Genomic DNA, 24395 nt, shown 5'->3' with positions numbered 1-24395 from the left:
ATCATATATAATCTGATAAAAATAGTCGGGTTTTCAGGAGGCCTTTATCATGAGTGTAAGCATCATATTGATGGGTTTGTTTGTCGGAGCCTTAGTCGGATTGACGGGAGTGGGCGGAGCCGCCTTATTAACTCCTCTTTTAATTGTGCTTGGAATTAATCCTTCCATCGCGGTCGGGACGGATCTTGTATATAACTCGATCACAAAGCTGTTTGGCGTTGCCTCCCATTGGCGGCAGAAAACGATTAACTTTAAATTGGTAAAATACTTAGCCATCGGCAGTATTCCGAGTGCTTCGCTAGCCATTGGCATACTGCATTTGTTCCCCGCCTTTCATCAGCATCAGGAAGAAATTATAAAGCACGCTCTTGGCTATGTGTTAACGCTAGTTGCCATTTCAATCATCGTTCGTTTGTTTTTGGATCGAAAACTTCGCCCAAACCGCTGGCAGCTGATGCCGCTTGAAAACAAGCGGGCGCTGACGATTCTCATTGGTGTTGTGTTTGGATTTATTGTCGGATTAACATCAATCGGTTCCGGCTCACTATTTGCAATCGCCATGATCTACTTATTTAACATGAAAGCGTCACAGATTGTCGGAACAGATATCGCTCATGCTTTTCTTCTCGTTACGGCAGCAGGCATTTTGAACGCAAGCTTCGGAAGCGTGGATTACATGCTGGCAGCTAATCTGCTGATCGGTTCGATTCCCGGCGTGCTGATCGGGAGCCATCTCTCGCCTCGATTCTCCCCGCGCCCGCTGCAATTTATTATGGCGTCCATCATTTTGATCAGCGGCTTAAAATTGATTTAATGAAGAAGGCTATCCCCTCGGAGGATAGCCTTCTTCATTATAACGTCACACCTGATTTAAAAATGGCGAGTTCTCTGAAATCATTTTTTTCATGATTCACAAGTTGACCGCTTGCCACCTCAATCATATAGTGAATAAACTCTCGCAGCACATATTCCTCATGAACATTATCCTCTGCTAAAAGACCTGCGTTAAAATCAATCCAATGCGGCTTCGCCTCGTACAGCTGGGTGTTTGTGGCTACCTTCACTGTCGGGACGAAGGTGCCGAACGGCGTGCCTCTCCCCGTTGTAAACAGGACAATTTGACAGCCGGCAGCCGCCAATGCGGAGGAAGCGATCAAGTCATTGCCCGGCGCGCTCAAAAGCGTCAGTCCGTTTGTTTTGAGTACTTCGCCGTATTTCAAGACATCTGCGACAGGAGAAATCCCTGCTTTTTGCGTGCAGCCCAGCGATTTATCCTCAAGTGTTGAAATGCCGCCTGCTTTGTTGCCCGGCGAAGGATTTTCGTACACGGGCTGATCATGTTTGATAAAATATTGTTTGAAATCATTGATTAAATGGACAATCTTATGAAACACTTCTTCATTGGCAGCCCGCTGCATCAGGATGGTTTCCGCACCGAACATTTCCGGGACTTCCGTCAGCACCGTGCTCCCTCCCTGTGCAATGATATAATCTGAAAAACGGCCAAGCAGCGGGTTTGCCGTTATGCCGGAAAAACCGTCTGAACCTCCGCATTTCAGCCCGATCTTCAGTTCGGACAGCGGAATGTCTTCTCGCCTATCCCCTTTGGCCGCTTCATGAATCTCCTTCAGCAAAGCAACGCCCGCCTCCATTTCGTCGGTCACCGACTGGGATTCGAGAAACTTCACCCGATTCAGGTTCACATCTTGCAGTGCTTCCTTCATTCCTGCTAGCTCGTTGTTTTCACAGCCAAGCCCTAACACCAAGACGCCGCCGGCATTTGGATGGCGAATGGCATTCAGCAGGATTTGCTTCGTATTTTCGTGATCGTCGCCAAGCTGCGAGCATCCGTATTGGTGTTTTAACACGAGCACGTTATCAAATGGAGCGATATCCCCCGTTTCTCTGACAAAACGCTGGAGCATTTTTTCAGCTATTCCATTGACGCAGCCGACAGTTGGCACAATCCACAACTCATTTCGTACACCGGCATTTCCGTTCTCTCTTCTAAATCCTTTAAACGTCCGGTTCTCATTTGAATACGGATTCTCATCAAATCTCGGAGTATAGCTGTATGCTTGGATATCAGACAGATTTGTTTTCGTATTATGGACATGAATATGCTCTCCGATCGATATATCTTGTGACGCATGCCCGATTGGAAACCCGTATTTGATGATGCTATCGTTTTCTTTGATAGGCTGCAGCGCAATCTTGTGGCCTCTTTTTATATCATCCTTCACTTCAATAGACACCCCGTCCGCATTCAGCCGCTCTCCCTTCTGGATATCCCGCAGCGCAAGAAGAACATTATCTTGTATATGAATCTTTATAAATGACTTCATCGTACTTCTCCCCCTTGAGTACAGCATTGTTCAAAAGCCAGCTGCATGCCCAGCTCATGAATATGATCCAAATAATCAGCGACTCTATCAGTCAGCTTCGGTATCTCGTTGAGATCTGTCCCCCATAGCCGCTGTTCGCTTAACACTCTTGAGGCGATACGAAACATGTCTCCACTCTCCTGATTCCACACCTCTTTAAAAAATTGAAGAACAGCCGGATCATCCTGCAATTTCTTGTTTCCGTCATAAAAATACAGCAGAGCGCTGAACGAAAACACTAAGCGTTCAGGAAGCTGTCCCTTCTGTTCAGCATATTCCTGAATAGTCGGCAGGTTTCTCGTTTTGAATTTGGAAATAGAGTTCAATGCAATGCTTTCCAGGTAATGCTTAATATACGGGTTTTTGAAACGGTTCAGCACATCGTCAGCATATTGAGAAAGCCCTTCCATTTTTAAAACAGGCAGAATGTCATCACTGATCAACTCTCTAATAAACCGCCCCACTTCCGGGTGCTCGACAGCATCCCGCACTGTTTTCAAGCCGTATAATAAAGCTACTGGCGTCATTGCCGTATGAGCGCCATTTAAAATTCTCACTTTTTTTGTCCGGTATGGGGTGAGGTCGCTGACGATTTTTGTATGGAGCCCGGCAGCCGCAAAGGGCAGTTCCTCTCCAATCCAATCCGGTCCCTCGATAACCCATAAATAATATTGCTCTCCCACTACAATTAGTTCATCTTGATAGCCCAGATCGGCAGTAATCTCATCAATGCTGTCTACAGGAAAACCCGGGACAATGCGGTCTACTAAACTATTACAAAACGTGTTGGCCTCATGAATCCACTGTGTAAACCCTTCTTCCAGCTTCCATAGATCTGCATAATGAAGAATCGTTTCCTTCAGCTTTTCGCCGTTATTCTCAATCAACTCACATGGGATCAAAACACACCCTTTTGTCTGATCTCCTTTGAAAGCCTGATAGCGATAGTAGAGAAAGGCAGTTAATTTCCCAGGGAATGTTTTTTGCGGCCTATCCTCTAAACGGTCTTTTTCATCACATACGATACCGGCCTCAGTGGTGTTGGAAATGATAAACCTCAGCTCTTCACTTGAAGCCAATTCTTTGTAAGCTTCATAATCAGAAAACAAATCAATTCCCCGGCTGATTGAATTGATAATCATATGCTCGTTTACCGCTTCTCCGTCCTTCATTCCCTGTAAAAAAAGCGTGTATAACCCATCTTGCTGATTTAACCTTTTGATTTTTTCTGACCCTCTCGGCTGTACAACTGCGACGCTCCCATTAAAATCAGTGTGTTGATTCAGTTGATCAATCTGCCAATCGACAAACCCTCGAAGAAAGTTTCCTTCTCCGAATTGGAGTATTTTTTCCGGATACTCAGTATAGTGATCGCATAGGTTTTTATTCAGCTTCTGCACCTTCATTGCCTCCCTTTTTTATTTATGCACACGTTAACATTTTTCTGTATAAAGAATGCCCGCTGAAAGACGGGGCATCACGGCGTCAATTGTCTAACTGAATCACGCACCATAAACACTGTATTTTCCAAGATTTTTTCCGCTTTTGTTTCCGGCTCACTGATCAACGACAATAGTTTTTGCGCGCCAAGCACGCTGATTTTCTCCACTGGGCGCTTCACTGTTGAAAGCCTTGGCGTGATATATTGCGAAAACCCAATATCATCAAATCCGATCACTGAAATATCATCAGGGACGCGCAGGCCCTTTGCGAATATCGCATTCATCGCTCCGATTGCCATGTCATCATTCGAGCAAAAGACAGCGGTTGGAGGGTTCGGCAGCGCCAGCAGCCGCTCCATCGCTTGAAAGCCGCTTTCCATATCGTATTGCCCTTTGACACAGTAATCATGTTTGATCGGAATATGATGATGAATCAATGCGGCTAGGTAGCCTTCCTTTCGCTGCTGCGAGGACTTAAAGCCTTCGATCCCCTCGATGATGGCGATGTCTTGATGTCCGTTCTTAATGAAGTATTCTACGGCTTCCTGAGAGCCTTCCTTGTCATTGGACAAAATATTCGTGATGCTCCGGTCATCAATATCGCGATTCAACACGACGAGCGGGATGTTTTTTTCCCGAATATGATAAATAAAAGAATTATCAATGTCACTTTGGCTCATTAAAATGATGCCGTCATATCTCATCGGCGTAACAGAGTCATAGTTTTTCAGATCATCGATGCCGCGCACATAGAGATTGTAATCCTCGCTTATGGCTTGATTTACGCCTTTGATTGTGTCAGCAAAGAAGCTGTGTGAGGTTCCGTTTGTGATGCTTGTAAAGAAAAGCCCGATCGTATGTGACTTTTGCATCGCCAGGCTTTTCGCATTTACATTCGGTGTATAGTTGAGCTGTGCTGCGAGCTCCAGTATTTTTTTCTTCGTATGTTCTTTGATGTAAGGGCTGTTGTTGAGTGCTCTGGAAACGGTTGTGTGGGATACGTTTGCAAGTTTTGCGATATCTTTTATGGTTACCATCTATTTCCCTTCCTTATCATGCCGTCTGCGATTATTTACTGTATATTGTATCATCAAACATACCGCCTCTCCCACTATATTTCCAGATTAATAAGACACAGAATCCTCCGCTTCTGTTCCTGCTGGTTTGCAGATGATCGGACGGACAAAACGAATAACAGCAAGTGAAGCGAAGACAGCTAACCCTCCGGCAAGCAAAAATGCTCCAGAAAACGTGCCCGTCCGGTCAACAATAAAACCGGTTAAAGCCGGGCCGATAATTCCTGCCGTGTTGGCGAGGAAATGCATGAAGCCGCCTACAGAACCGACATTGTTTTGATCAACCACATCTTGAATGACAGCCCAATAGATAGCGCCTGTCAAATAGAGAAAGAACACTGACAAAGCGACAAGTGTGACAGCGCCTGCAGTAGTAGCCACAAGCCCTGCAAAACCAATCAGGACCGCCGATGAAAACAAACACGTGACAAGCACTACCTTGCGCGAGAACAGCACACCTTTTCGAGCTGTTTTTTTGTACACATAGTCAGAAACAAATCCTCCCGCTGCCAGGCCGATAAAGCCTAAAATCCATGGAATGACCGTAATGACGCTCATTGATTCAACACTTAATCCCCGCTCTTCGACAAGGTAGCTCGGAAACCACGTCAAAAAGAAGAAGAGAATGTAGTTGTAAGCGAAAAAAGCAAACGCCGTGAACAGGACGGTTTTTTGCTTCAGGTAAAAGGTGAGCGGAATTTTTTCCCCAGGAGACGTTTCTGCTTTGATTGCCGGTGCATCACCCATCGCCGCTGGCGGCTTTTCTTTGACAAACTTGAACCAGAGCACTGCCCATATTAATCCAATGATCATAATGAGAACGAAGGATACCTTCCAGCTGAACGCGACTGCGATCATGCCGACAATCGGGCCGGAAATGGCTCCCCCGAGCGGCGTTCCGCTGTTGGTCACACCGATAACGGACGCCCGCTGAGCCGGCGGGAACCAGTTATTCACCATCTTGTTGATGGTCGCCGAAAGCGGGCCTTCTCCCATTCCGAAGAGGATGCGTATAATCAGCAGGCTGACAAAACCAAAGGCAAGGGCGACTGCTCCGCTGAACAGCGACCAAACGACCATGGCGACAAACAAGGTCAGCTTTGCCCCGTAGCGGTCAGATGCCACGCCCCCAAGGAAGTTAAAAATGGCATAACCAATCGAAAAACTGCTGAAAATCAAGCCCATTTGCGTGGCAGACAATGTGAGATCATCCTGAATAAAAGGAGCTGCAATGGAAAGCGCCGAGCGATCCAGGTAATTAATCACCCCTGCCAGGAACAAAAAAAGGATAACGGGAAGCTTATCTTTTGAGAACATCTCAACCTCACCCCTATGTTGGTTCAGTTTCTGTTGCGCTGCTTTCGTTACACACCTGAATAAGCCATAAATCCTCCATCGACAGGAACGGTGATCCCGGTGACAAAACCGGAATAGGATTCATCCGCCAGCCAAAGAAGCGTGCCGAGCAAGTCCTCCGGTTTTCCAAAGCGCTTCATTGGTGTTCCCGCAATGATTTTGTTAGAACGGCCGGTTAAGGTTCCGTCTTGGTTAATCAGCAGATCATGATTTTGTTTTGTCAGAAAAAAGCCTGGGGCAATCGCATTCACCCGCAGTCCGGTTTCGGCAAAATGAACGGCCATCCACATCGTAAAATTATTGATCGATGCTTTGGCGGCACTGTATGCCGGAACCTTCGTCATGGGTGAATAAGCACTCATGGATGAAAGATTGATAATCGCCGGAGAATCGGCCTTCAGCAGCTCTTTTCCAAATACTTGAGAGGCCAGAAACGCACCGGTGAAGTTGGTGGAGAATACAGTTGAAAAGCCTCCCTCATCCATATCAAAAAAGGATTGGCCTTCTCCCGCTTCTTCATATGTCTCCACATCGGTTATCGCGTCAGGATGATTGCCGCCAGCTCCGTTAATTAACAGATCGACAGAACCGAACCGGCCGAGGATGTCGTCCTTTGCCTGCACCAGTGCCCCCCTGTCCAGCACATCCGCAGAAACAGAGCATGCTGTGCCCCCAGCCTCCTTAATCTCCTTCACGACAGCTTGGCCTTTTTCAGCCGTCCGATTCAATATCGCCACCTTCATGCCATGACGGGCAAGCTCCCGGGCCATTGCAGAGCAAAGCACCCCGCTGCCGCCAGTGATGACAGCCGTTTTACCAGCCAAGTTCTCATGCACCGAAATCATACTTCCACCTCTTTTTTTGCCATTGCTTCATATGCGTCCCACAGTCCGTTCAAATACATGATGCCAAGGGCCCGATCGTATAAGCCATAACCCGGTCGGCATTTCTCGCCCCAAAGATGGCGCCCGTGATCCGGTCTGACATATCCTTTGTAATCCTGCTTATGCAGCTCTTCCATCACGCCTTGAATGTTGATCGAACCGTCTTTCGTCAGATGAGATGTTTCAATAAAATCGCCATTCTCAAAAATTTTCACATTCCGAATATGTGAAAATGGAGCAATACCGGCATACGTCTTAGCGATCTCCACCATGTCGTTAGCGGGATTGGCTCCCATTGAACCTGTACAAAGGGTGATGCAATTAGACGGTGAATCTGATATCGCCCGCAGCTTCTTATAGCTTGCCTCCCCTGTGATAATGCGCGGCAGTCCGAAGATCGGCCATGGCGGGTCATCCGGATGAATGGCCATTTGAACACCGTGACGTTCTGCAACCGGAAGAATTTCCTGCAAAAAGAATGATAGATTGTCCCATAGCTGTTCTTCATCAACCGTTCTGTAGGCTGCAAACAGCTCTTTGATCCGAGCTAATTTTTCGGGCTCCCATCCCGGCAGTGTCATGTCAGATGCTTGCTCCACCGTCCGAATCAGCTCTTGGGGCTCAAGGCTTTCCACCTTGGCCTTTTCAAAAAACAGAGCGGTTGACCCATCTTCCAGAGGACGGAACATATCCGTGCGTGTCCAGTCAAAAACTGGCATAAAATTGTAGCAGATGACTTTCACGCCGTATTCAGCAAGGTTGCGGATCGTTTGTTTGTAGTTTTCAATATACCGGCCGCGTTCTTCGTTTCCGAGTTTAATCGCTTCATGAACATTCACGCTTTCTACCACTTCAGCATGAAAACCATAGGATTGAATATATTCGGTCTCAGCTCTGATTTCTTCTTTTTCCCACACGTCGCCGACAGGTTTTTGATGGAGAGCCCAGACGATGCCTTTGACTCCGGGAATTTGCTTCACGTGTCCAAGTGTGACTGTATCGTTGCCTCGGCCATACCATCGGAATGTTATATTCATGTTTACACCTCCGGATTCAGTCGATTAATCAAACGTGATGACAGCTTTCCGTACTTGATCTGGATGCTCCTTGATAAACTGAAATGCGTGATGGACGTCATCTATTGAAAATGTATGGGTCACCAGCCCGTTATGCGCTAACCGTCCTTTATTCAAAAGCTCTACCACTTTTGGAAACTGATTGGTCTGCAATCTCGATCCGGTTATCGTGACTTCTTTTTTTGTAATCGGCAGCTGAGAAATCTGTGCCGCTCTTTCGTCAAATCCAAGCACAACCACATGTCCCGCCGGAGAAACGGTCTCAACTGAAAGCTCAAAAGTCGCCGGCAGGCAAACAGCATCAATGACCACATTGGCTCCTTCATTCCCAGTCCATTCCCGGACCCGCTCGGCAACATTTTCTGCTTGGGCATTCACGACAGCGTCGGCACCGTTTTCTTTCGCAAATGCCAGCCGCTCGTTGTTCAAGTCAGTCATCATGACGGCAGCGCCCGCCAGCTTTGCCATTTTTAACACACAGATCCCGATGGGCCCCGCTCCCTGGATCAGAACGGTATCTCCTTTTTCCACCTGGCCTCTCCACACTGCCTGTGCGCCTATCGTGTAAGGCTCGGCCATGACTGCCTCCTCCCAAGGCAAGTCCTTTGAGACCGCGTGAAGCTGCCTTTCCGGAAGCACAATATATTCCCGCATGCCGCCGTCCTCATGTACGCCAAACACAGAAAGCTTGGCGCAAACATTCGGGCGCCCTTTGCGGCAGGCGTAACATGTTCCGCAATAAGAAATCGGCTCAATCACAACGTGGTCACCGGCTTTTAGGCTCTGCACATTCGCACCAACTTCCTCGACTTGTCCCGTTACCTCGTGTCCGATGACTCTCGGGAGGGTGGCGAGCGGATTCGTGCCATGATAAATGTGCATGTCTGAACCGCAAATCCCGACTCGCTTGACTTTTACGAGCACTTCATCATCCTTTGAAAGAACCGGCTTCTTCATCTCCGCTGTCACCAGATCATTCGCTTTTCGCACTTGAACCGCTTTCATTTTTCTCACCTGCTTTTTAAGAATTCATACACGCTCCGAGCGATTGATATTCCGTGTATCTTATTTCTTTCTTCATGCAGCTGCTCGATCTCGCCGGGCACATACACTCTCTCGACTCCAACGGCCGGCGGTGACTGCTGCAGTTCATCGAGCATGGCATCCATCTGCTCTAAAAACGTATCCCGGTCGGTAAAAAAGGACGGATTGATTGCGCAAACGTAATGCCCCAGCTTTCTTTTTTGATCAAGGCCGCTGTACATTTTGGCGATATGAGGCCCAAAAGCCGCGCCCGCCAGCAACCCGGAAAACACATCAACGACAATTGAGAGTCCGTAGCCTTTCGGGCCGCCGAATGTTGAAAGTGAAACGACCTTGTCAGGATCAGTTACTGCTTCTCCGTTTTCATCGACTCCCCATCCTTCAGGAATGTCTTTGCCCTCTTCACGGGCCTGCAGAACCTTCCCAAAAGCCACTTTGGAAGTCGCCATATCCAGGATAAACGGTTTTTTATACTTAGCCGGGACACCGTAAGCAATCGGATTTGTCCCTAAAAAAGGAGACCTCCCCCCAAATGGAACAACAATACTGTCCGTATGCGTCATTGCCATTCCGATCAGCTTTTCGTCAGCCGCTTTTTGCACAAAATAGCTTAGCGCTCCGCAATGGCTGCTGTTTACGGCCGTCACCATGCCGACTCCGTTTTTCTTCGCCATGGCAATTGCACGGTCCATTGCCATATCACAAATCACGTGGCCGAAACCGTCATCACCATCGAGCACCCCGGTCACAGGCCCCGTCTCTTTAAAAACAGGATGTGCTACGGGATTGATCCCTCCCGCCCTTAGCCTGTTCACATAGTGCTCTGTTCGCAGCACGCCATGTGAATGTACGCTGCGTAAATCAGCGTGCACGAGGACATCTGCTACTTTTTCAGCGTCTCGTTCATTCAAACCGGCACCGGTCAGCTTTTGCCGGACGAGTTCCTTTGCTTCTTCAGCCGGTATCGTTACCGTTTTCAATCAAGTGCCTCCTTCCTTTCTAGTTCTTTGGGCACCTCCTAGAGAAAACCCTTACATATACATATTATTTACAAATTATTTTAAATATTCTTTATATTATACTGTCAGCCCTTTTGATGAAGATCCTGAACGATCTGTGCATGCTGCTGGTCTGTGAGCTTATAAAGAAAGCCGATAATGATCATCGCTAATGCCAAAGCAATGGCCGGATACAGAAGCAGAAGCGCTTTGATGCCGATCAGCGCCTTTGCTGTCTGGACTGCATTCGGCACATAGCCGATAAGCCCCAAACCGATGCCCGAGAGAAAACCGGACAATGACTGAGCAAGCTTTCTGGAGAAATTAAAAAGTGAATATGTCGTTGCTTCTTTCCGTTCACCGGATTTCCATTCGCCATAGTCAATAATATCGGAAACAAGCGCCCACGTGATGCCATTTGGGATACTGATTCCGATAAAGGCGATGCTGGCAAGAATCGTAAACACATAAACGTTTGATGGCAGCATAAAGTTGATCAGATCGGCGGCTACACTGATGCCGAAGCCGATCATTGCCGTTCGTTTCTTTCCAAACATCTTGACGAGCTTTGGCAGGAATACGACGCCCAAAAAGGAAGAACCGATAATAATAAAGTTCATATAAGCCATTAATTCAACATTGCCCAGATTATATTGTGCGAAATAGACTAGCATGGCGGATTTAATGTTGTATGCGGAAATTGAAAAAATCGTCATCAGGACAAGGGTTAACAGCGGTTTATTCGTGATAAATGTTTTGACGACAGAAGAGAGTGTTAATTTTTCTTTTGGCGCTTCTGATATGACAATGCGCTCTTTGCAGTTGCGGTAGCAAATATAAAACCAAAGCACACCGAGTGCGGCGAACAAGCCCATGACCACCGGGTAGCCGACCTTCGGATTATCAAATTTGACGAGCAGCGGCATCACGGCAACACTTGTGATAAACAAGGCTCCAAGTGATCCGATTTGGCGGAAAGTCGAAATGGAGGTCCGATCCTCAGAATTTTGTGTCATCGCTGCCCCTAATGAGCCGTACGGAATATTCACAAATGAATAACCGATGCCCCAAATCATGTAGGATGCATATGCATAAATCAGTTTTCCGGTCGTTGATACATTAGGAGACAGAAAAATAAGAACAGTAAGCACCGCAAGCACGATGCTGCCGATTAATAGATAAGGCCTGAATTTCCCCCGTTTGCCGATATTTTTGCGATAATCAATTGATGAGCCGACAATCGGATCTGTTATCGCCGCAAACAGCTTGCTGACTAAAAAAATGCCGCCGGCCATCGCAGCCGGGATTCCCGCTACATCAGTAAAATACTTCAATAAATAAATCTGGCCGAGATCAAACATAAAACCGTTGCCAAAATCACCAAAACCATAGGAAATTTTCTCTTTCAATGAAAGCCTTTTCTCCGTTTCGATCGACACAACCTTATTTGCCAGTTCAGTTCGCATCTTCCACCTCTGTGTCTTAAGAATTTTCGGGTAGTGGTCCGCTCAGGATGACACATGATTGTGATGCTGAGCGGACATTTGGTTACACGTTTGCTTTCTCTTCTTGAAATTGAAAGTAGTGTTTCGCATTGTCATAGCAAATTCCCTGAACAATGTTTCCCAAAAGCTCCATATCATACGGCACTTCGCCGTTTTCCACCCATTCCCCGATCAAATTGCAGACGATACGCCTGAAATATTCGTGGCGCGTATAGGATAGAAAGCTTCTGGAATCGGTGAGCATACCGATAAAGCGGCTGAAAAGCCCGACATTTGACAACGCTTTCATTTGATCCAGCATCCCGTCTTTTGTATCGTTAAACCACCAGGCTGTGCCGAATTGTATTTTTCCCGGGGTAACACCGTCCTGAAAACTGTTGATCATGCTGGCGATGACATAGTTATCGTTTGGATTAAGTGAATATAAAATCGTTTTCGGCAGATGGTTCTTCAACTCAACTGAGTTCAGCAGCTTGTATAAAGGCTTGGCAATTTCTTCATCATTCATAGAATCATAGCCTGTATCAGGTCCGAGCCTCTTCATCATTTTTGTATTCGTGTTTCTTAAAGCGTTGATATGAAACTGCATCGCCCAATCGAGCTCCGCATACAAACCGCAAAGAAACTGAAGCGTATACGTCTTAAATTTCTTCTCATCTTCATAAGAAACACCTGTTCCTTGTAATCTGTCAGAAAAAATCCGTCCCGCTTCCTCTTTTGTCGTTTCGGCAAATACCATTGAATCTATCGCATGATCAGACACTCTGCCGCCGACTGAGTGGAAGAATCGCACCCGTTTTTCTAACGCCTTTAGAAACTCGTCATAAGTTGTGATCGAAATGGCTGCTGCATCTTCAAGTGCCTGCACCCAATGAGGAAAACCTTCACGATTGATCTCAAGTCCCTTATCCGGCCGAAATCCAGGCAGCACGCTGACAGGAAAATCTTTCTCTTCTTTTAATAATAGATGGTATTCAAGAGAATCGACAGGGTCATCAGTTGTGCAAACGACCTTTACATTTGATTTCACGATCAAATCCCTTGCGCCGAAGCCATCTCCTTGAAGCAGTTCATTCGCCCGTTCCCATATAGCCGGCGCGGATTGCTCATTCAAAATCTCATAAATTCCAAAAAAACGCTGCAGTTCTAAGTGAGTCCAATTGTAGAGCGGATTGCCGATCGCCATCGGCACGGTTTTCGCCCAAGCCATAAATTTCTCTTCATCAGTCCCATCGCCTGTAATGTATGTCTCTACAATCCCATTGGCTCTCATGATGCGCCATTTGTAATGGTCTCCATACAGCCAGGCTTCCGTGATGTTTTGAAATGTCTTATTTTCATAGATTTCTTTCGGACTTAAGTGGCAGTGGTAATCAATAATCGGCATGCCTTTCGCATAATTGTGATAGAGGCTGACAGCGGTTTCATTTTTCAACAAAAAATTTTCGCCCATAAAGGGTTCCATGTCCTCACCGTCTTTCATTCTATTTCAAAATGTTAACGTTAACATTTTGATTTGGTTTTATTTTACCTTTATATTCCTCTGGGATCAATCTCTTTTTTGAAAATGAAATGTTAACGTTAGCAAACAAACGAAAAAAAGACATTGCCGGAAAGCATCCCGAAAGGAACGCTTTTGGCAATGTCCGAGTCCAAAAAAGGATTAGTAAGCTAAGCTGAAAAGTCCTTTGATGTGTGTTAAGTAGCGTACGTTACTTGCTTCTTTCATCAAGGAAGCAGGAAGACCTTTAAGCGGTGTAGAATTTGCACCAATAATGGCAACTGCGTCTTTGCGTCCAAGACTTGCAAGTGTACCAGAGTTTACTGGCTTGAATGTTTCAAGCGTTTTGCCTTCTAAATAAGCGAATAGGTTGTAACCGATCAGCTCACCCATTTGCCATGCGATTTGTGCAGTTGGCGGATATGGACGGCCGTCTGGAGCGAAGTAAACTGCGCTGTCACCGGCAACGAATACATCTTCATGAGATGTAGATTGCAGGAAGTCATTTACTGTCGCACGTCCGCGGTTCACTTCAAGACCTGATTCACCGACTAATGGGTTACCTTGAACGCCGCCAGTCCAAACAAATGTGTTGGCAACAACTTTTGATCCGTCTTTCAGATCAATTACGTTTCCTTCTACATTTGTAACAGGAAGACCTGTTAAGAACTCAACGCCGCGTTTTTCAAGGCTTGCAGTCGCACGTTCGATAAGATCATCCGGAAGAACAGGAAGGATTTTCGGACCTGCTTCAACCAGTTTCAATTTGATTTCTTTATGGTCTACGCCGTATTTTTTCGCAAGGTTCGGCATGATGTCAGCAAGCTCACCGACAAGCTCAACACCTGTTAAGCCGCCTCCGCCGATAAGGATTGTTGCATCTGCTTCGTTTTTCGTTTTAGAGTACTCGCGCACACGATCTTCAACATGTTGGAAGACTTTGTTTGCATCAGCAGCAGATTTCAATACCATGCTGTTTTCTTCAAGACCTGGGATGCCGAAGTAAGCCGTTACAGAACCAAGACCTACAACAAGCGCATCGTAAGATAATGTAGAACCGTCAGCAAGCGCAACTTCTTTTTTATCAACAGAGAAAGAGCTTACTTCCGCGATTTTAAGATCAATGTCTTTGCCTTTGAAAAGTTTTTCTAGTGGCATTGCAACCGCTTTTTCAGACACGTTGCCTGCTGCAAGACGGTGTAATTCCGTAATGATTTGGTGAGTTGGGTATTTGTTTACCACTGTCACGCGTGCTTGTTCTTTTGTGTAATGTTTGCGAACTGTTAGAGCAGAAAGAACTCCGCCATAACCAGCGCCTAGAATGACAATATGTTTTGACATCGTATATCCTCCGTCCTTTATATCAATTTGAATCTGAGATTATTTTTGGTTTTCGCGTTCGTTCATGACTTCAAGGTAGCTGTTAGCAAAACGGAACAGCTTTTGAGCTTGAGGATCTTTCAGCATACGCAACAGGCCGAAAAGACCAATTGTTTCGTTGCTTGCATCCGCGCGGTCTTTCGCTTCGATTGCAGTCGCAGCTACTTCTTTCGCTGTTTCTTTTACAGGCTCAAGAATTTCAGTGATCGCACCGACTGTGTCGCTTTTTAACACTTCGTCAGTTGCTACAGATTGAGCGAAATCATAAGACTTCGTTAAAATATTCACTAACTCAGTCAGCTTTGGAAGCTGGTCAACTAAAACGGTCAGTGATTCTTGAACTTCTGGCTTTAACAGCTGATCAATAAGATCTTGCTGGCTTTGGCTGACAGACGCATTTGTTTGATCGATTGTTTCTGGCATATCCAATTCTCCTTTACTATAAGCAGTTTGCTGATTTTTTTGGAAAGGGTAGTGCCTCTCCCTGGTCTCATGCTTGAAGGCATAAGAATAAGGATTGTGAATTCATGCACAATCATTTACAAAAATAAATGTTTACTACCCAGTTTTTCATCTTGCCATATTCAGTATTATTTTTATCTCAAAAATAAACAATTGAATAAGTCAAAAATCCTTTACTCTCTCTGAAAATAGCAAACACAAAAAACTCCAATTCGATTACCTTCTATATGATAACACTTTTTGAACAAAATTTGAACGTGAATTGCTTCGATTATGAAATTAATTTATTTGGAGCCCGTGTCATAACATTTCTCCGGCACTAGTTATTGACAATCCATCAATTTCTCCCCTTCACTTTACCCATATTTCCAAAAGAGGAGCTCTTTTTCCTGTGATCGGGTCATTCGCCGGCAATGAGACCTGCTTGATCTGTTTCACCGCTTCCTCCCGTTCATTCGGCTCTCCCGTCTTCATATCATACTGAACGCCTCCCGGATAAGCGCCAATGACGGTAAAATCGGAGCTTGCGCTTAGCTTTTTATGGCCGACTCCGGCTGGAATCACGACTGCGCCGCCGGATTTGAAAGGAATGGCAGCCCCTTTTTCTCCCCCGAACTGAATCACAGCCTCTCCCCGAACTGCAATCAGCACTTCATGCGTATTGCTGTGATAATGATGGTATGGAAAAACACTCCCTAACCAGCTGTTTGACCAGCCATGCCTGTTGATGATCCGCTCTGCCTGCTTGGTGTCCCTGAACACGTTTTGATACACAACGAGCGGAAAATCAGGGTGGTTCGGAATCCTGCCGTCATCCTGAAAGAAGTACGTCTGTATCTTTGCTTCCATCAATGTCACCTCCTATTTTTTGTCTTCCACACATAGCGGTTTGCAAAACATGATGTTTTTCTCACGATACCATTGATCTGAATAATACCGAATAGTTTAGTATAAAAAATAATGCCAAAATGAGGGATATCATGAAAGCAATCATTATCGGAATATTAGCCTCACTCTTTTTCGCCGTTACCTTTATTTTAAACAGAGCGATGGAGTTATCCGGAGGCAGCTGGCCTTGGAGCTCTTCGCTGCGCTTTATTTTTATGGTGCCGTTTTTATGTTTGATTGTCATCATGAGAGGGACATTCACTCCTCTCTTACAAGAGATGCGGAAAAAGCCGTTTTTTTGGATCAAATGGAGCTTTGTCGGCTTCGTGCTTTTTTACGCGCCGATCACATTTGCGGCTGCATACGGTCCCGGGTGGCTTGTAGCCGGAACTTGGCAAATCACAATTGTAGCCGGTGTGCTCTTATCTCCATTTTTCTTTGTGAAAAAAGACATGCCGGGCGGGCCGCCGCAGCTCGTTCGGCAAAAGATTCCCCTTGTATCACTTGGCACTTCCGTGATCATCCTGATCGGAGCGGCGCTGATTCAGCTTCAGCATGCAGAATCGCTTTCCGGGAAGATGCTGCTTTTCAGTGTGCTGCCGGTTGTTATTGCGGCTTTTGCCTATCCGTTAGGAAACCGGAGAATGCTCGAAGAATACAGAGGCCGGCTTGATACATTTCAGCGTGTGCTGGGAATGACCTTGGCAAGCCTTCCGTTCTGGCTTATAGTAGCAGGTACGGCTGGTGGTCAGATGGCCTTCCGACAGCGGGACAAACTGTTCAATCCTTTATCGTTGCCGTCAGCTCAGGCATCATTGCGACCGTTTTATTTTTCTGGGCCACTGATATGGTAAGAGACAATCCGCAAAAACTCGCAGCCGTTGAAGCAACTCAATCAGGTGAAGTGATTTTCGCGCTGCTTGGTGAAATTGTTCTGCTGTCAGGCGTGTTCCCATCTCTTTTATCATTTGCCGGTTTATTCATTATTATTGCGGGGATGGTGTTACATACCTTCGCTTCATTAGCCGAGAAAACCGAAAAAGAAAACACAGTCAAATCTGACCGCGTAGCATCTGCCGGAGAATGGGTGAAAGCCTGTTCTCCTTTATTTTTGCTACCAAAAGCCATCTGTTTCACGTTATATTTAAATATAGGTTCAGCCTACTTATACTGAAAGGTGATTAATGTAATGGAAGCAAACGATCAAACACAAAACATACCAGCCATCTCCTTCAAATCAGTCAGAAAAAGCTATGAACAAGATGGACAAACTTATGATGTATTGCAAGACATCACCGGAGACATTCAACAGGGCGCAATCGTGGCCGTTTTAGGCCCTTCCGGATCAGGCAAAAGCACCCTCCTTTCCATGTGCAATTTAATGAGAACGCCTGACAACGGCGAAGTAAAAATATACGGAAAGGAAGTCAGGGAATGGAATGTCAATAAGCTGAGGCGAACGGCAGCACTCGCGTTTCAATCGGCTCCCGTCCTCGATGGGACAGTGCGTGACAATCTAGGTCTGGTCCAAAGGCTGCATCAATCCCAGCTATACTCCCCTGAAGAGCTTGCTTCTCTAACAGGACTGTCATCAGATCTGTTAGACAGAAGCGCCAAGGATTTATCGGGCGGACAGCGTCAAAGACTGTCACTAGCCAGAACACTCGCAAATCCTTCCTCTATTCTATTGTTGGACGAAATTACGTCGGCCCTGGACCCGGTTTCTGCTCTTGAGGTTGAAGAGCTGATCAAAAAGCAGCATCAAGAGAAAAAGCTGACGGTCATGTGGGTGACTCATAATATGGAGCAGGCAAAACGAGTAGCCGATACCATTTGGTTTATGGCGGATGGCCGGCTGCTGGAAATCGCAGAAACTGAAACATTTTTCTCTAATCCGCAGCATGAAACAGCCAAAGAGTTTTTGAAGGGAGGTACCCGGTAATGGATTACCTTTCCCTCTCTTTAACGATGATCTTTGTTTTGATCGCCTTGTTTTTATCAAAATCCTTTAAAGCCGGCGTAGAAAAAGACATGATCATTGCCACCATCCGGGCCGCGGTACAGCTGCTTATCATCGGTTATGTACTGTCGCTGATTTTCCGCGGAGACCATCCTGTTTTTATCTTGCTGATGGTGCTGTTAATGCTGGCAGTGGCAGCGCAAAATGTCATCAAACGAAAGAAAAATACAATCGGTTCGTTTTGGAGGGTGTTCGCCGCGTTAGCGATTGTAGAAATTGTGACGCAGGGAATTCTGCTGTCTCTTCATATCATCCCGCTTACGGCCCGATATGTCATCCCAATCAGCGGGATGGTCATCGGAAATTCGATGGTGCTCGCAAGTTTGTTTTTAAACCGGCTCAGCTCTGAAGTCGGCGTGCGTAAAGAAGAAATTCAGTTAATATTGTCTCTTGGAGGCACACCGAAGCAATCTATACAGCGTATTCTTACTTCTGCGATGAAAATGAGTATGATCCCAACGCTAGAAAGCCAGAAAACACTTGGGCTTGTTCAGCTTCCTGGCATGATGACAGGCCAGATTCTAGCCGGTGCGGACCCGATTCAGGCGGTACGCTTTCAGCTCTTAATCGTATTTACAACGATGGCGTCAGCCGCGCTGACATGTGTGATCTTAAGCGTGCTGACATACCCGTCATTATTCACCGCGCATCAGCAGCTGAAGCAGAATGGATGACAGACAAAAGCCGCTTTCCCTTGGAGAGCGGCTTTTTGTACGGGTTATTCCTTTTCTTCATAATACTTGGACAGCTCAATAATCATCGCGCCCATCCGCTCAATCTCTGGAGCAAGCAGTCTCGTGATGCCTTCTTCCCGCAGTGCTTCAGCAGTCACTTTTCCAACAGCCGCAGCGATGGCGCGCTCTTCGAATACGGTCTTCACTTCATCGATATAGCCGCGCTCCTTGGCAAACTCAAACAGGGAACGAACCTGAATTGCCGTTGTAAAACAAACGGCATCGATCTCATTGTTTATCAGCTCTCGGCATAACCGCTCCACCGTTTCCTCCTCCGGCGGAATGTGCTGATAAGGCAGAATCGGCAGGACAGACGCGCCTTTTTCTTCAAGAAATGCCATGAGGGCCGGCGCTTTTTCGCCATGAAGCTGCACCATGACTGTTTTTCCTGAAAAGTCGTGAGGCTCCAAGGAACGGATTAAGCCTCTTGTTGTCCCATCTTCATCCGAAGCTTCAGGTGTGATCCCTAGCTTTTTCAGCGCAGCCAGCGTTTTGTATCCCCGGCATGCCGCTTTCGCCTGGCGAATCGCCTGCAGAAACTCATCTTTCAGACCGATTTTCTCTGCCATATCGACAAGAGTCTCCGTGCCAATGCCTGTCGTGAAAATGACCCAGTCAGCTTTTTCTTCCGCAAATGTTCGCAAATCCGGCTCCACCTGCTTCTCTGCCAAGTAAACCGTTCCTTGGAGAGGACGGATGACAGGAGTTCCGCCCTGTTTTTCAATGATCGTGCTGATTTCTTCCGTTTTTCGGGAGCCCCCGATCGCCACGCGTTTTCCCTGCAATCCTTTTCCCATACCCGTTTTCTCTCCTCTTTGCATAGGCTTTTTATGTATACAAGCTTAATAAAGCTATTGTGGCGCATACAAAGGGAGAAATCAAGATAAATCCAAACCTCTACTATCCATTGAATACGCCGGAAGCTTACTGTAAGATATACAGCAGACACGTTTACGAACGGAGGATCGATCATGGAAACAAAAAAAGAAGAATATGAAACAAAGGGTTACGATACATCGATCATTTACGAGTTTAATGAATATCCGGACGTCCACAGCGGGCGCTGCGACAATTGTGATTACACACTGTTCAAAAGCTCTGTAAAAGGCGGAAAATTTCTTAGAGAATGTCGAAGATGCGGGATGAAAAAAAATATTTAAACAAAAAACCGAAATCGTATTTTGATTTCGGTTTTTTGTGATTTATTGCGGTACAGCGAATTTTTTCATAAACGCTTCAATCGCAGCTGCCGCACGCTCCGCTCCGCCTGCTTCTTTTACATCCTTTTGCATATTCTTGACGCGGCTGAGCACCTCCTGATCACCTGCTACCGCCTGCACCGCTTCCTGCAGTCTGGAAACCGTCACTTCTTCTTTCGGCAAATAAACGCCGAGCCCTAAATCATCGACACGCTTCGCGGTGAGCTCCTGCTCATACATTTGCGGAATAACGACAAGCGGCACACCTGCATTCATCGCTTCCATCGTACTGTTCATTCCGCCATGAGAAATAAACAAATCAGCTCTCTCCAATACCTCAAGTTGCGGCACGCTTTGGCGAATGGTAAAGTGAGCAGGGATATCACCCAGGCTTTCAGGATCAATCGATTTCCCGACCGACATGATCACTTGCCATGAAGAATCTCTAAATGCCTCGATGCACATCTTGTAAAATTCCGGCCATGCGTTAAACGCCGTTCCCAAGGAAATCAGCATAACCGGGCGATCATCCTTTTCAATCAACAGGCTTTCTTGTTCCGTCCGTTTTCCAAGGGATGGGCCGACAAAACAGAAACGGTCATCAAACGTCTCATGCTGAATCTGAAAGGACTTCGGCATAAAGACAATATTTAATGCTTCCGGCACAGCTAATTGTTCAAATGAAACAGCCGGCAATTGCTCTTGCTCCAAGTAGGCTTTAAATTCACCCTCTGCTTCTCTTATTTTTTTCAGCATGTCTTCACTTCCGAGCTGAAAGGATTCATTTTGGGCATATGATGAACAGAGCTTGATGACCGGCACATTAAGCTTATCGGCAAATAATTTTCCCGCCAGGGCGATAAAATCATAGATAACCAGATCAGGCTGATCATCCTGATATAAATCCTCAAGCTGCGGCAGAATGCTGAGTGATTCTTTCAAAAGACTGAGCGTCGTCTCATTCTTTTCCATCATCTCCCTGATTTGCTTAGGATCAATATTCAAGGATGTATGATAGATCAATGCTTCTGCACCTGCTTGCTGAACAGCAGGCGCGAACTCCTCAGTCGTCGCATACGTGACACGGTGCCCTTTCTCACAAAGCCTCTCCACTAATGCAAGCGTAGGATTGACATGCCCGTACGCCGGAATATTGATAATCGAAATATGGTGCTTTTTCATGAATCACCAGTCTCCTTTTTTATTAAATTTTGACACGGAAGCTCTTTAATCCGTATATCACGCTGTTTTCAATCGGAGTGATACTGACGCATTCCATATGAGAGAAAGCAGAAATCAAAGATGTTAACGCGATATTTGCTTCAAGACGGGCAAGCGGTGCCCCAAGACAAAAATGGATGCCGTGGCCAAACGCGATGTGCGAATTGGGATGGCGACGGATATCAAACATGTGCGGCCTGTCAAACTTCGCTTCATCACGATTTGCTGATGCCACAAAAGCCAGAACCATATCTCCTTCTTTAATCAGGTGCCCCCCGATCTCCGTATCCCGTTTGGCAATGCGCCTCAAAACCGGGGCAGGCGCCCTGAAAGCAGGGCCTCCTCGACTGCCTGAGGCATCAGTTCAAGATGGCTGCGCAGTTCAGGTATCTATCCGGCGTTTCTAATATGCTGTACATTGCATTTGAAATCAGGTTTGTGGTGGTTTCATTCCCAGCTACCAGCAGCAGCGTTCAAAATGGAATCAGCCCTTCTCCGGACAGCTTCTCGCCTGTTTCTTCCGCTTTTACTAAAATTGAAATGATGTCCTGTGCCGGTTTGTTTCGCTTTTCTTCTATGATGCCGGCAAAAAACGCGGCCAGTTCTTCCTCGCACTTGTTTCGTTCTTCCAAAAAGGCTTTTTCAGCTTCTTCACTTTTATCCTTCGGTGTGCTGACCAGAAGATCAGACCATGCTTTAAACTGATCCATATGCTCCGAAGGCACTCCCAGCAGCTCAGATATCACGATAACCGGAAGCGGGTATGAAAAATCGTGAACAAGGTCAAACTCACTTCGCCCTTGAAATTTTTGAATCAGTTCATCTGTGATTTCCTGAATTCTCGGTTCCCATTGCTTCATTACACGCGGTGTGAAGGCTTTATTCACTCCAGAACGGATTTGCGTATGCCTTGGCGGGTCCATATTAATAATGGAATTCCCGATAGAGCTTGACTGCTGCGGCATATAACTGGAAAACACCTCTTTATCCCCAATGACTTTTTTGACATCATCATAAAGAAAAACGCTCCACACTTGGTTATCTTCATCAAAGGAAACAGGCGCATCCTTTCTCATCGATTCGTACCACGTAAACGGATGATACGCATCCTGTTTGTTTTTTCCATTGAGCAGCGCTCGCTGCAAGGATTGCCGGCGGTTTAACACATTCACGTATTGTCACTCCCCTTGAAAGAATTCAGCAATTGACGCTCTTCTTCACCTCCCGCTTTCGAAAAAGAGAGGGACAATCAAGTATAGACAGATTGGATAACAGCAGGCAGGCGATCATGATGTCCGATGCAGGCATCATATATTCCCCCTCGAATTTCGTTCATCTTACCATAATCTTTCAATTTTTTTCTATTCAGCACTGCCGCTTTGGCTCACAACGTGACCTTAGACATAAGCATGTAAATTCACTATGCATTCAATTGCACACACTCCGACAGAAAACACCCCCTATTCTCAACCAATAGCACTAACCCCAAAAATGACTTTCCCATTATATAAACCAAGCTGATTCTATGATTAAATAGAAGGTAAAAGGTGAAGGAGAGAACAACATGGCAGCACAGACCAATTTCAAAAAACAAGTTGTCGGCATCCTACTTTCACTTGCATTTGTATTGTTTGTGTTCTCTTTTTCTGAGAGACATGAAAAACCGCTTGTTGAGGGAAAAAAGCAGGAAAACTGGCATACTGTCGTTGACAAAGCCTCTGTCGAGATTTACGGCAGCCGATTAGTTGAAGAAAACAAATTAAAGCAAAAACTCGGCCATAAACAAGCCGATTCTATTTTGACTCTTCTGAAACTCTCCAGTGAAAAACATATTGCGCTATAACAAAGAAAGAGCCTTCCAGGCTCTTTCTTTGTTAGTCAAATATCGTTTTCTTGTCCGGATGGCGCAAAAAGTCAAATAGCATGCTGAGCTGTGAAGGTGTGTTTCGTTTTGGAGAAAGCGGCGGGAGCCTGTCTTCAGGAAAAAAAGCGGCGTGATTCGTCTCAATTCCTATTTCCCCCTGATCGCCTGTTATGCTGCATTCAATGAATATCTTATAGTAATGATACGGCTGAGGCGGATGAGGATGCTTATGGCTGTCCAGCACGGCCAGCAATCGAGACGGTTCTGTATCGTACCCCGACTCTTCTTTGATTTCCTTGATCACGTTTTCTGCCGGTGATAAACCAATCTCGCAAAACCCGCCCGGCAGCGACCACAGCTCATCGTGCTTCTCCCGGACAAGCAAAATCTGATTCTCTCGAAATACTGCTCCGCGAACATCCGCTTTCGGTGTCGGATAGCCTTTCTCGCCCTTCCATAAATCAGTGATGACTTCAATTTCCGTCTGCGAGTAATCCGCCATCATCTCTACGCTGAGCTTCATCAGCTCTTCGTATCTTTCCCTATCATACACATCCTTGGAAAAAGCAAGCCCTGCCTGTGCGATCGCCTGAATCCGCTGTGCCCGTTTCAGCCAATTGGTTTGCACTTTTATCACTCATCCTTTCACGTTATTTGTCACTATAAAAAAAGCACGTTTTCCCCCTGATGAAAACGTGCTTTTTTTAATGTTATTTATCTAATTTTATCAAATAATCTATATTGTATTTTGCGCTTTCTTCAATTCTATCACTTCTAGTATCTGTTAAAAAAGGGTTATACACTAATGTGTAATTTTTCTGTTCCCCTTTAGGTATTACATAACTAACTACTCCTGTCACCTTTTTTCCAGACGCCAGATTTCCCCCCAAAAACATTTTTCCTTTATCTTCTAAAGAAATGACAGAACGAACTGATTTATTCTTCCTGTCTTTCAGATCTAATCCTAATCGGCTGTATTCCATTGAACCTTTTCCAACGTATTCCAGGGTCACTTCTATAATTAACCGCTCTTCATCACCTTTTACTGTTTTTATTTTATCAGATTCTTTTCCACCCAAATCTCCATATTGGCCATTCTGTTCACGATCCACTTTATTCACCGTAAAATTAATATCATTTACTTTAATTGTTTCTCCTATTTTATGTATTTGATCATCTTTTTTGATCTTCGGCTCACCGCCTTTTTTCAGTTCCTTATCAAGCTCCTTTTCAAGCTCTTCTTGCGTTTTTTCTTTCGGTTTTTCCTTTTCTGACGCATCGCTCGATTGGCTGCACGCGGAAAGCGCAAACCCGATCGTCAGGACAAATAATAGCAATAAGACTTTTTTCATTACTGTTCC

Annotated in this window: 22 protein-coding genes and 2 pseudogenes; 6 read left to right on the top strand and 18 right to left on the bottom strand. The window is 45.8% G+C overall.

Annotated elements, in window-relative coordinates:
- Positions 1 to 49 precede the first annotated feature (49 nt).
- Positions 50 to 814: a sulfite exporter TauE/SafE family protein gene (locus tag LWH95_RS10815; RefSeq protein ID WP_003239147.1), complete on the top strand. Its 765-nt coding sequence runs from the start codon at positions 50 to 52 to the stop codon at positions 812 to 814.
- Between the two features lie 37 nt (positions 815 to 851).
- Here LWH95_RS10815 and LWH95_RS10810 read toward each other — a convergent pair whose 3' ends face one another.
- The 13 genes from LWH95_RS10810 to LWH95_RS10750 form a co-directional block, all read right to left on the bottom strand.
- Positions 852 to 2345 (bottom strand): UxaA family hydrolase, encoded by a 1494-nt coding sequence (locus tag LWH95_RS10810; RefSeq protein WP_232919551.1) that lies wholly within the window; start codon positions 2343 to 2345, stop codon positions 852 to 854.
- Positions 2342 to 3784, bottom strand: coding sequence for a tagaturonate reductase (locus tag LWH95_RS10805; RefSeq protein WP_232919548.1), 1443 nt, complete (start codon positions 3782 to 3784; stop codon positions 2342 to 2344). Before LWH95_RS10805 ends, LWH95_RS10810 begins: the two co-directional genes overlap by 4 nt.
- Positions 3785 to 3861: 77 nt before the next feature.
- Positions 3862 to 4863 carry a LacI family DNA-binding transcriptional regulator gene (locus LWH95_RS10800; RefSeq protein WP_084995166.1) on the bottom strand — a complete coding sequence of 334 codons (1002 nt, stop codon included), beginning with the start codon at positions 4861 to 4863 and terminating at the stop codon, positions 3862 to 3864.
- Positions 4864 to 4950: 87 nt separating this feature from the next.
- Positions 4951 to 6219, bottom strand: a complete 1269-nt coding sequence (locus LWH95_RS10795; RefSeq protein ID WP_232919547.1) for an MFS transporter — start codon at positions 6217 to 6219, stop codon at positions 4951 to 4953.
- A 47-nt stretch (positions 6220 to 6266) separates the two neighbouring features.
- Positions 6267 to 7103, bottom strand: coding sequence for an SDR family oxidoreductase (locus tag LWH95_RS10790; protein WP_232919546.1), 837 nt, complete (start codon positions 7101 to 7103; stop codon positions 6267 to 6269).
- Positions 7100 to 8179, bottom strand: coding sequence for a mannonate dehydratase (gene uxuA / locus LWH95_RS10785; RefSeq protein WP_232919545.1), 1080 nt, complete (start codon positions 8177 to 8179; stop codon positions 7100 to 7102). The genes LWH95_RS10790 and uxuA overlap by 4 nt, the downstream gene beginning before the upstream one ends.
- 24 nt (positions 8180 to 8203) lie before the next feature.
- A complete protein-coding gene (locus LWH95_RS10780) occupies positions 8204 to 9223 on the bottom strand; it encodes a zinc-binding alcohol dehydrogenase family protein (protein WP_232919543.1) in 1020 nt (339 codons plus the stop codon).
- A gap of 5 nt (positions 9224 to 9228) precedes the next feature.
- Positions 9229 to 10242, bottom strand: coding sequence for an ureidoglycolate dehydrogenase (gene allD, locus LWH95_RS10775; RefSeq protein WP_232919542.1), 1014 nt, complete (start codon positions 10240 to 10242; stop codon positions 9229 to 9231).
- A 104-nt stretch (positions 10243 to 10346) separates the two neighbouring features.
- On the bottom strand, positions 10347 to 11726 hold the full coding sequence (locus LWH95_RS10770) for an MFS transporter (RefSeq protein WP_003239163.1): 1380 nt from the start codon (positions 11724 to 11726) through the stop codon (positions 10347 to 10349).
- 82 nt (positions 11727 to 11808) lie between these two features.
- Positions 11809 to 13230 carry a glucuronate isomerase gene (gene uxaC, locus LWH95_RS10765; protein ID WP_232919540.1) on the bottom strand — a complete coding sequence of 474 codons (1422 nt, stop codon included), beginning with the start codon at positions 13228 to 13230 and terminating at the stop codon, positions 11809 to 11811.
- A gap of 198 nt (positions 13231 to 13428) precedes the next feature.
- Positions 13429 to 14607, bottom strand: coding sequence for an NAD(P)/FAD-dependent oxidoreductase (locus LWH95_RS10760; protein ID WP_064813311.1), 1179 nt, complete (start codon positions 14605 to 14607; stop codon positions 13429 to 13431).
- Positions 14608 to 14646: 39 nt separating this feature from the next.
- Positions 14647 to 15069: a DUF1641 domain-containing protein gene (locus tag LWH95_RS10755; protein WP_003239166.1), complete on the bottom strand. Its 423-nt coding sequence runs from the start codon at positions 15067 to 15069 to the stop codon at positions 14647 to 14649.
- Between the two features lie 390 nt (positions 15070 to 15459).
- Positions 15460 to 15957, bottom strand: a complete 498-nt coding sequence (locus tag LWH95_RS10750) for a hypothetical protein (protein WP_133487826.1) — start codon at positions 15955 to 15957, stop codon at positions 15460 to 15462.
- 119 nt (positions 15958 to 16076) lie between these two features.
- Between LWH95_RS10750 and LWH95_RS10745 the strand changes: the two are divergent.
- The 3 genes and pseudogenes from LWH95_RS10745 to LWH95_RS10735 all read left to right on the top strand — a co-directional run bounded on the left by LWH95_RS10745 (position 16077) and on the right by LWH95_RS10735 (position 18690).
- Positions 16077 to 17170, top strand: a pseudogene (locus tag LWH95_RS10745) (DMT family transporter).
- Between the two features lie 15 nt (positions 17171 to 17185).
- Positions 17186 to 17938 (top strand): ABC transporter ATP-binding protein, encoded by a 753-nt coding sequence (locus tag LWH95_RS10740; RefSeq protein WP_003239169.1) that lies wholly within the window; start codon positions 17186 to 17188, stop codon positions 17936 to 17938.
- Positions 17938 to 18690 carry an ABC transporter permease gene (locus LWH95_RS10735; protein WP_019258114.1) on the top strand — a complete coding sequence of 251 codons (753 nt, stop codon included), beginning with the start codon at positions 17938 to 17940 and terminating at the stop codon, positions 18688 to 18690. Before LWH95_RS10740 ends, LWH95_RS10735 begins: the two co-directional genes overlap by 1 nt.
- 44 nt (positions 18691 to 18734) lie before the next feature.
- Here the strand turns inward: LWH95_RS10735 and LWH95_RS10730 are convergent, their stop codons facing one another.
- Positions 18735 to 19547, bottom strand: a complete 813-nt coding sequence (locus tag LWH95_RS10730) for a uroporphyrinogen-III synthase (protein ID WP_148981486.1) — start codon at positions 19545 to 19547, stop codon at positions 18735 to 18737.
- A 174-nt stretch (positions 19548 to 19721) separates the two neighbouring features.
- Between LWH95_RS10730 and LWH95_RS10725 the strand changes: the two genes are divergently transcribed.
- Complete coding sequence (locus LWH95_RS10725; protein ID WP_019258112.1) at positions 19722 to 19910, top strand: hypothetical protein; 189 nt, start codon at positions 19722 to 19724, stop codon at positions 19908 to 19910.
- 42 nt (positions 19911 to 19952) lie between these two features.
- Here the strand turns inward: LWH95_RS10725 and LWH95_RS10720 are convergent, their stop codons facing one another.
- Together LWH95_RS10720 and LWH95_RS10715 are read right to left on the bottom strand one after the other, a co-directional pair.
- Complete coding sequence (locus tag LWH95_RS10720; protein ID WP_148981485.1) at positions 19953 to 21131, bottom strand: glycosyltransferase; 1179 nt, start codon at positions 21129 to 21131, stop codon at positions 19953 to 19955.
- Positions 21132 to 21153: 22 nt separating this feature from the next.
- Positions 21154 to 22342 (bottom strand): annotated as a pseudogene (locus LWH95_RS10715) (cytochrome P450).
- Positions 22343 to 22734: 392 nt separating this feature from the next.
- Here LWH95_RS10715 and LWH95_RS10710 point away from each other — a divergent pair.
- Complete coding sequence (locus LWH95_RS10710; RefSeq protein WP_019258109.1) at positions 22735 to 23013, top strand: hypothetical protein; 279 nt, start codon at positions 22735 to 22737, stop codon at positions 23011 to 23013.
- Positions 23014 to 23044: 31 nt separating this feature from the next.
- On the opposite strand, the gene LWH95_RS10705 is transcribed toward LWH95_RS10710, so the two are convergent.
- Together LWH95_RS10705 and LWH95_RS10700 are read right to left on the bottom strand one after the other, a co-directional pair.
- Positions 23045 to 23671, bottom strand: a complete 627-nt coding sequence (locus tag LWH95_RS10705; RefSeq protein WP_232919539.1) for an NUDIX hydrolase — start codon at positions 23669 to 23671, stop codon at positions 23045 to 23047.
- A 73-nt stretch (positions 23672 to 23744) separates the two neighbouring features.
- Complete coding sequence (locus LWH95_RS10700) at positions 23745 to 24386, bottom strand: DUF4352 domain-containing protein (RefSeq protein ID WP_133487839.1); 642 nt, start codon at positions 24384 to 24386, stop codon at positions 23745 to 23747.
- Positions 24387 to 24395 lie beyond the last annotated feature (9 nt).

It is taken from the genome of Bacillus sp. G16 (assembly GCF_021282335.1).
Taxonomy (GTDB): domain Bacteria; phylum Bacillota; class Bacilli; order Bacillales; family Bacillaceae; genus Bacillus; species Bacillus inaquosorum.
Note: the sequence above shows the minus strand (reverse complement) of the source record. Positions and strands in the feature narration are given on the sequence as shown.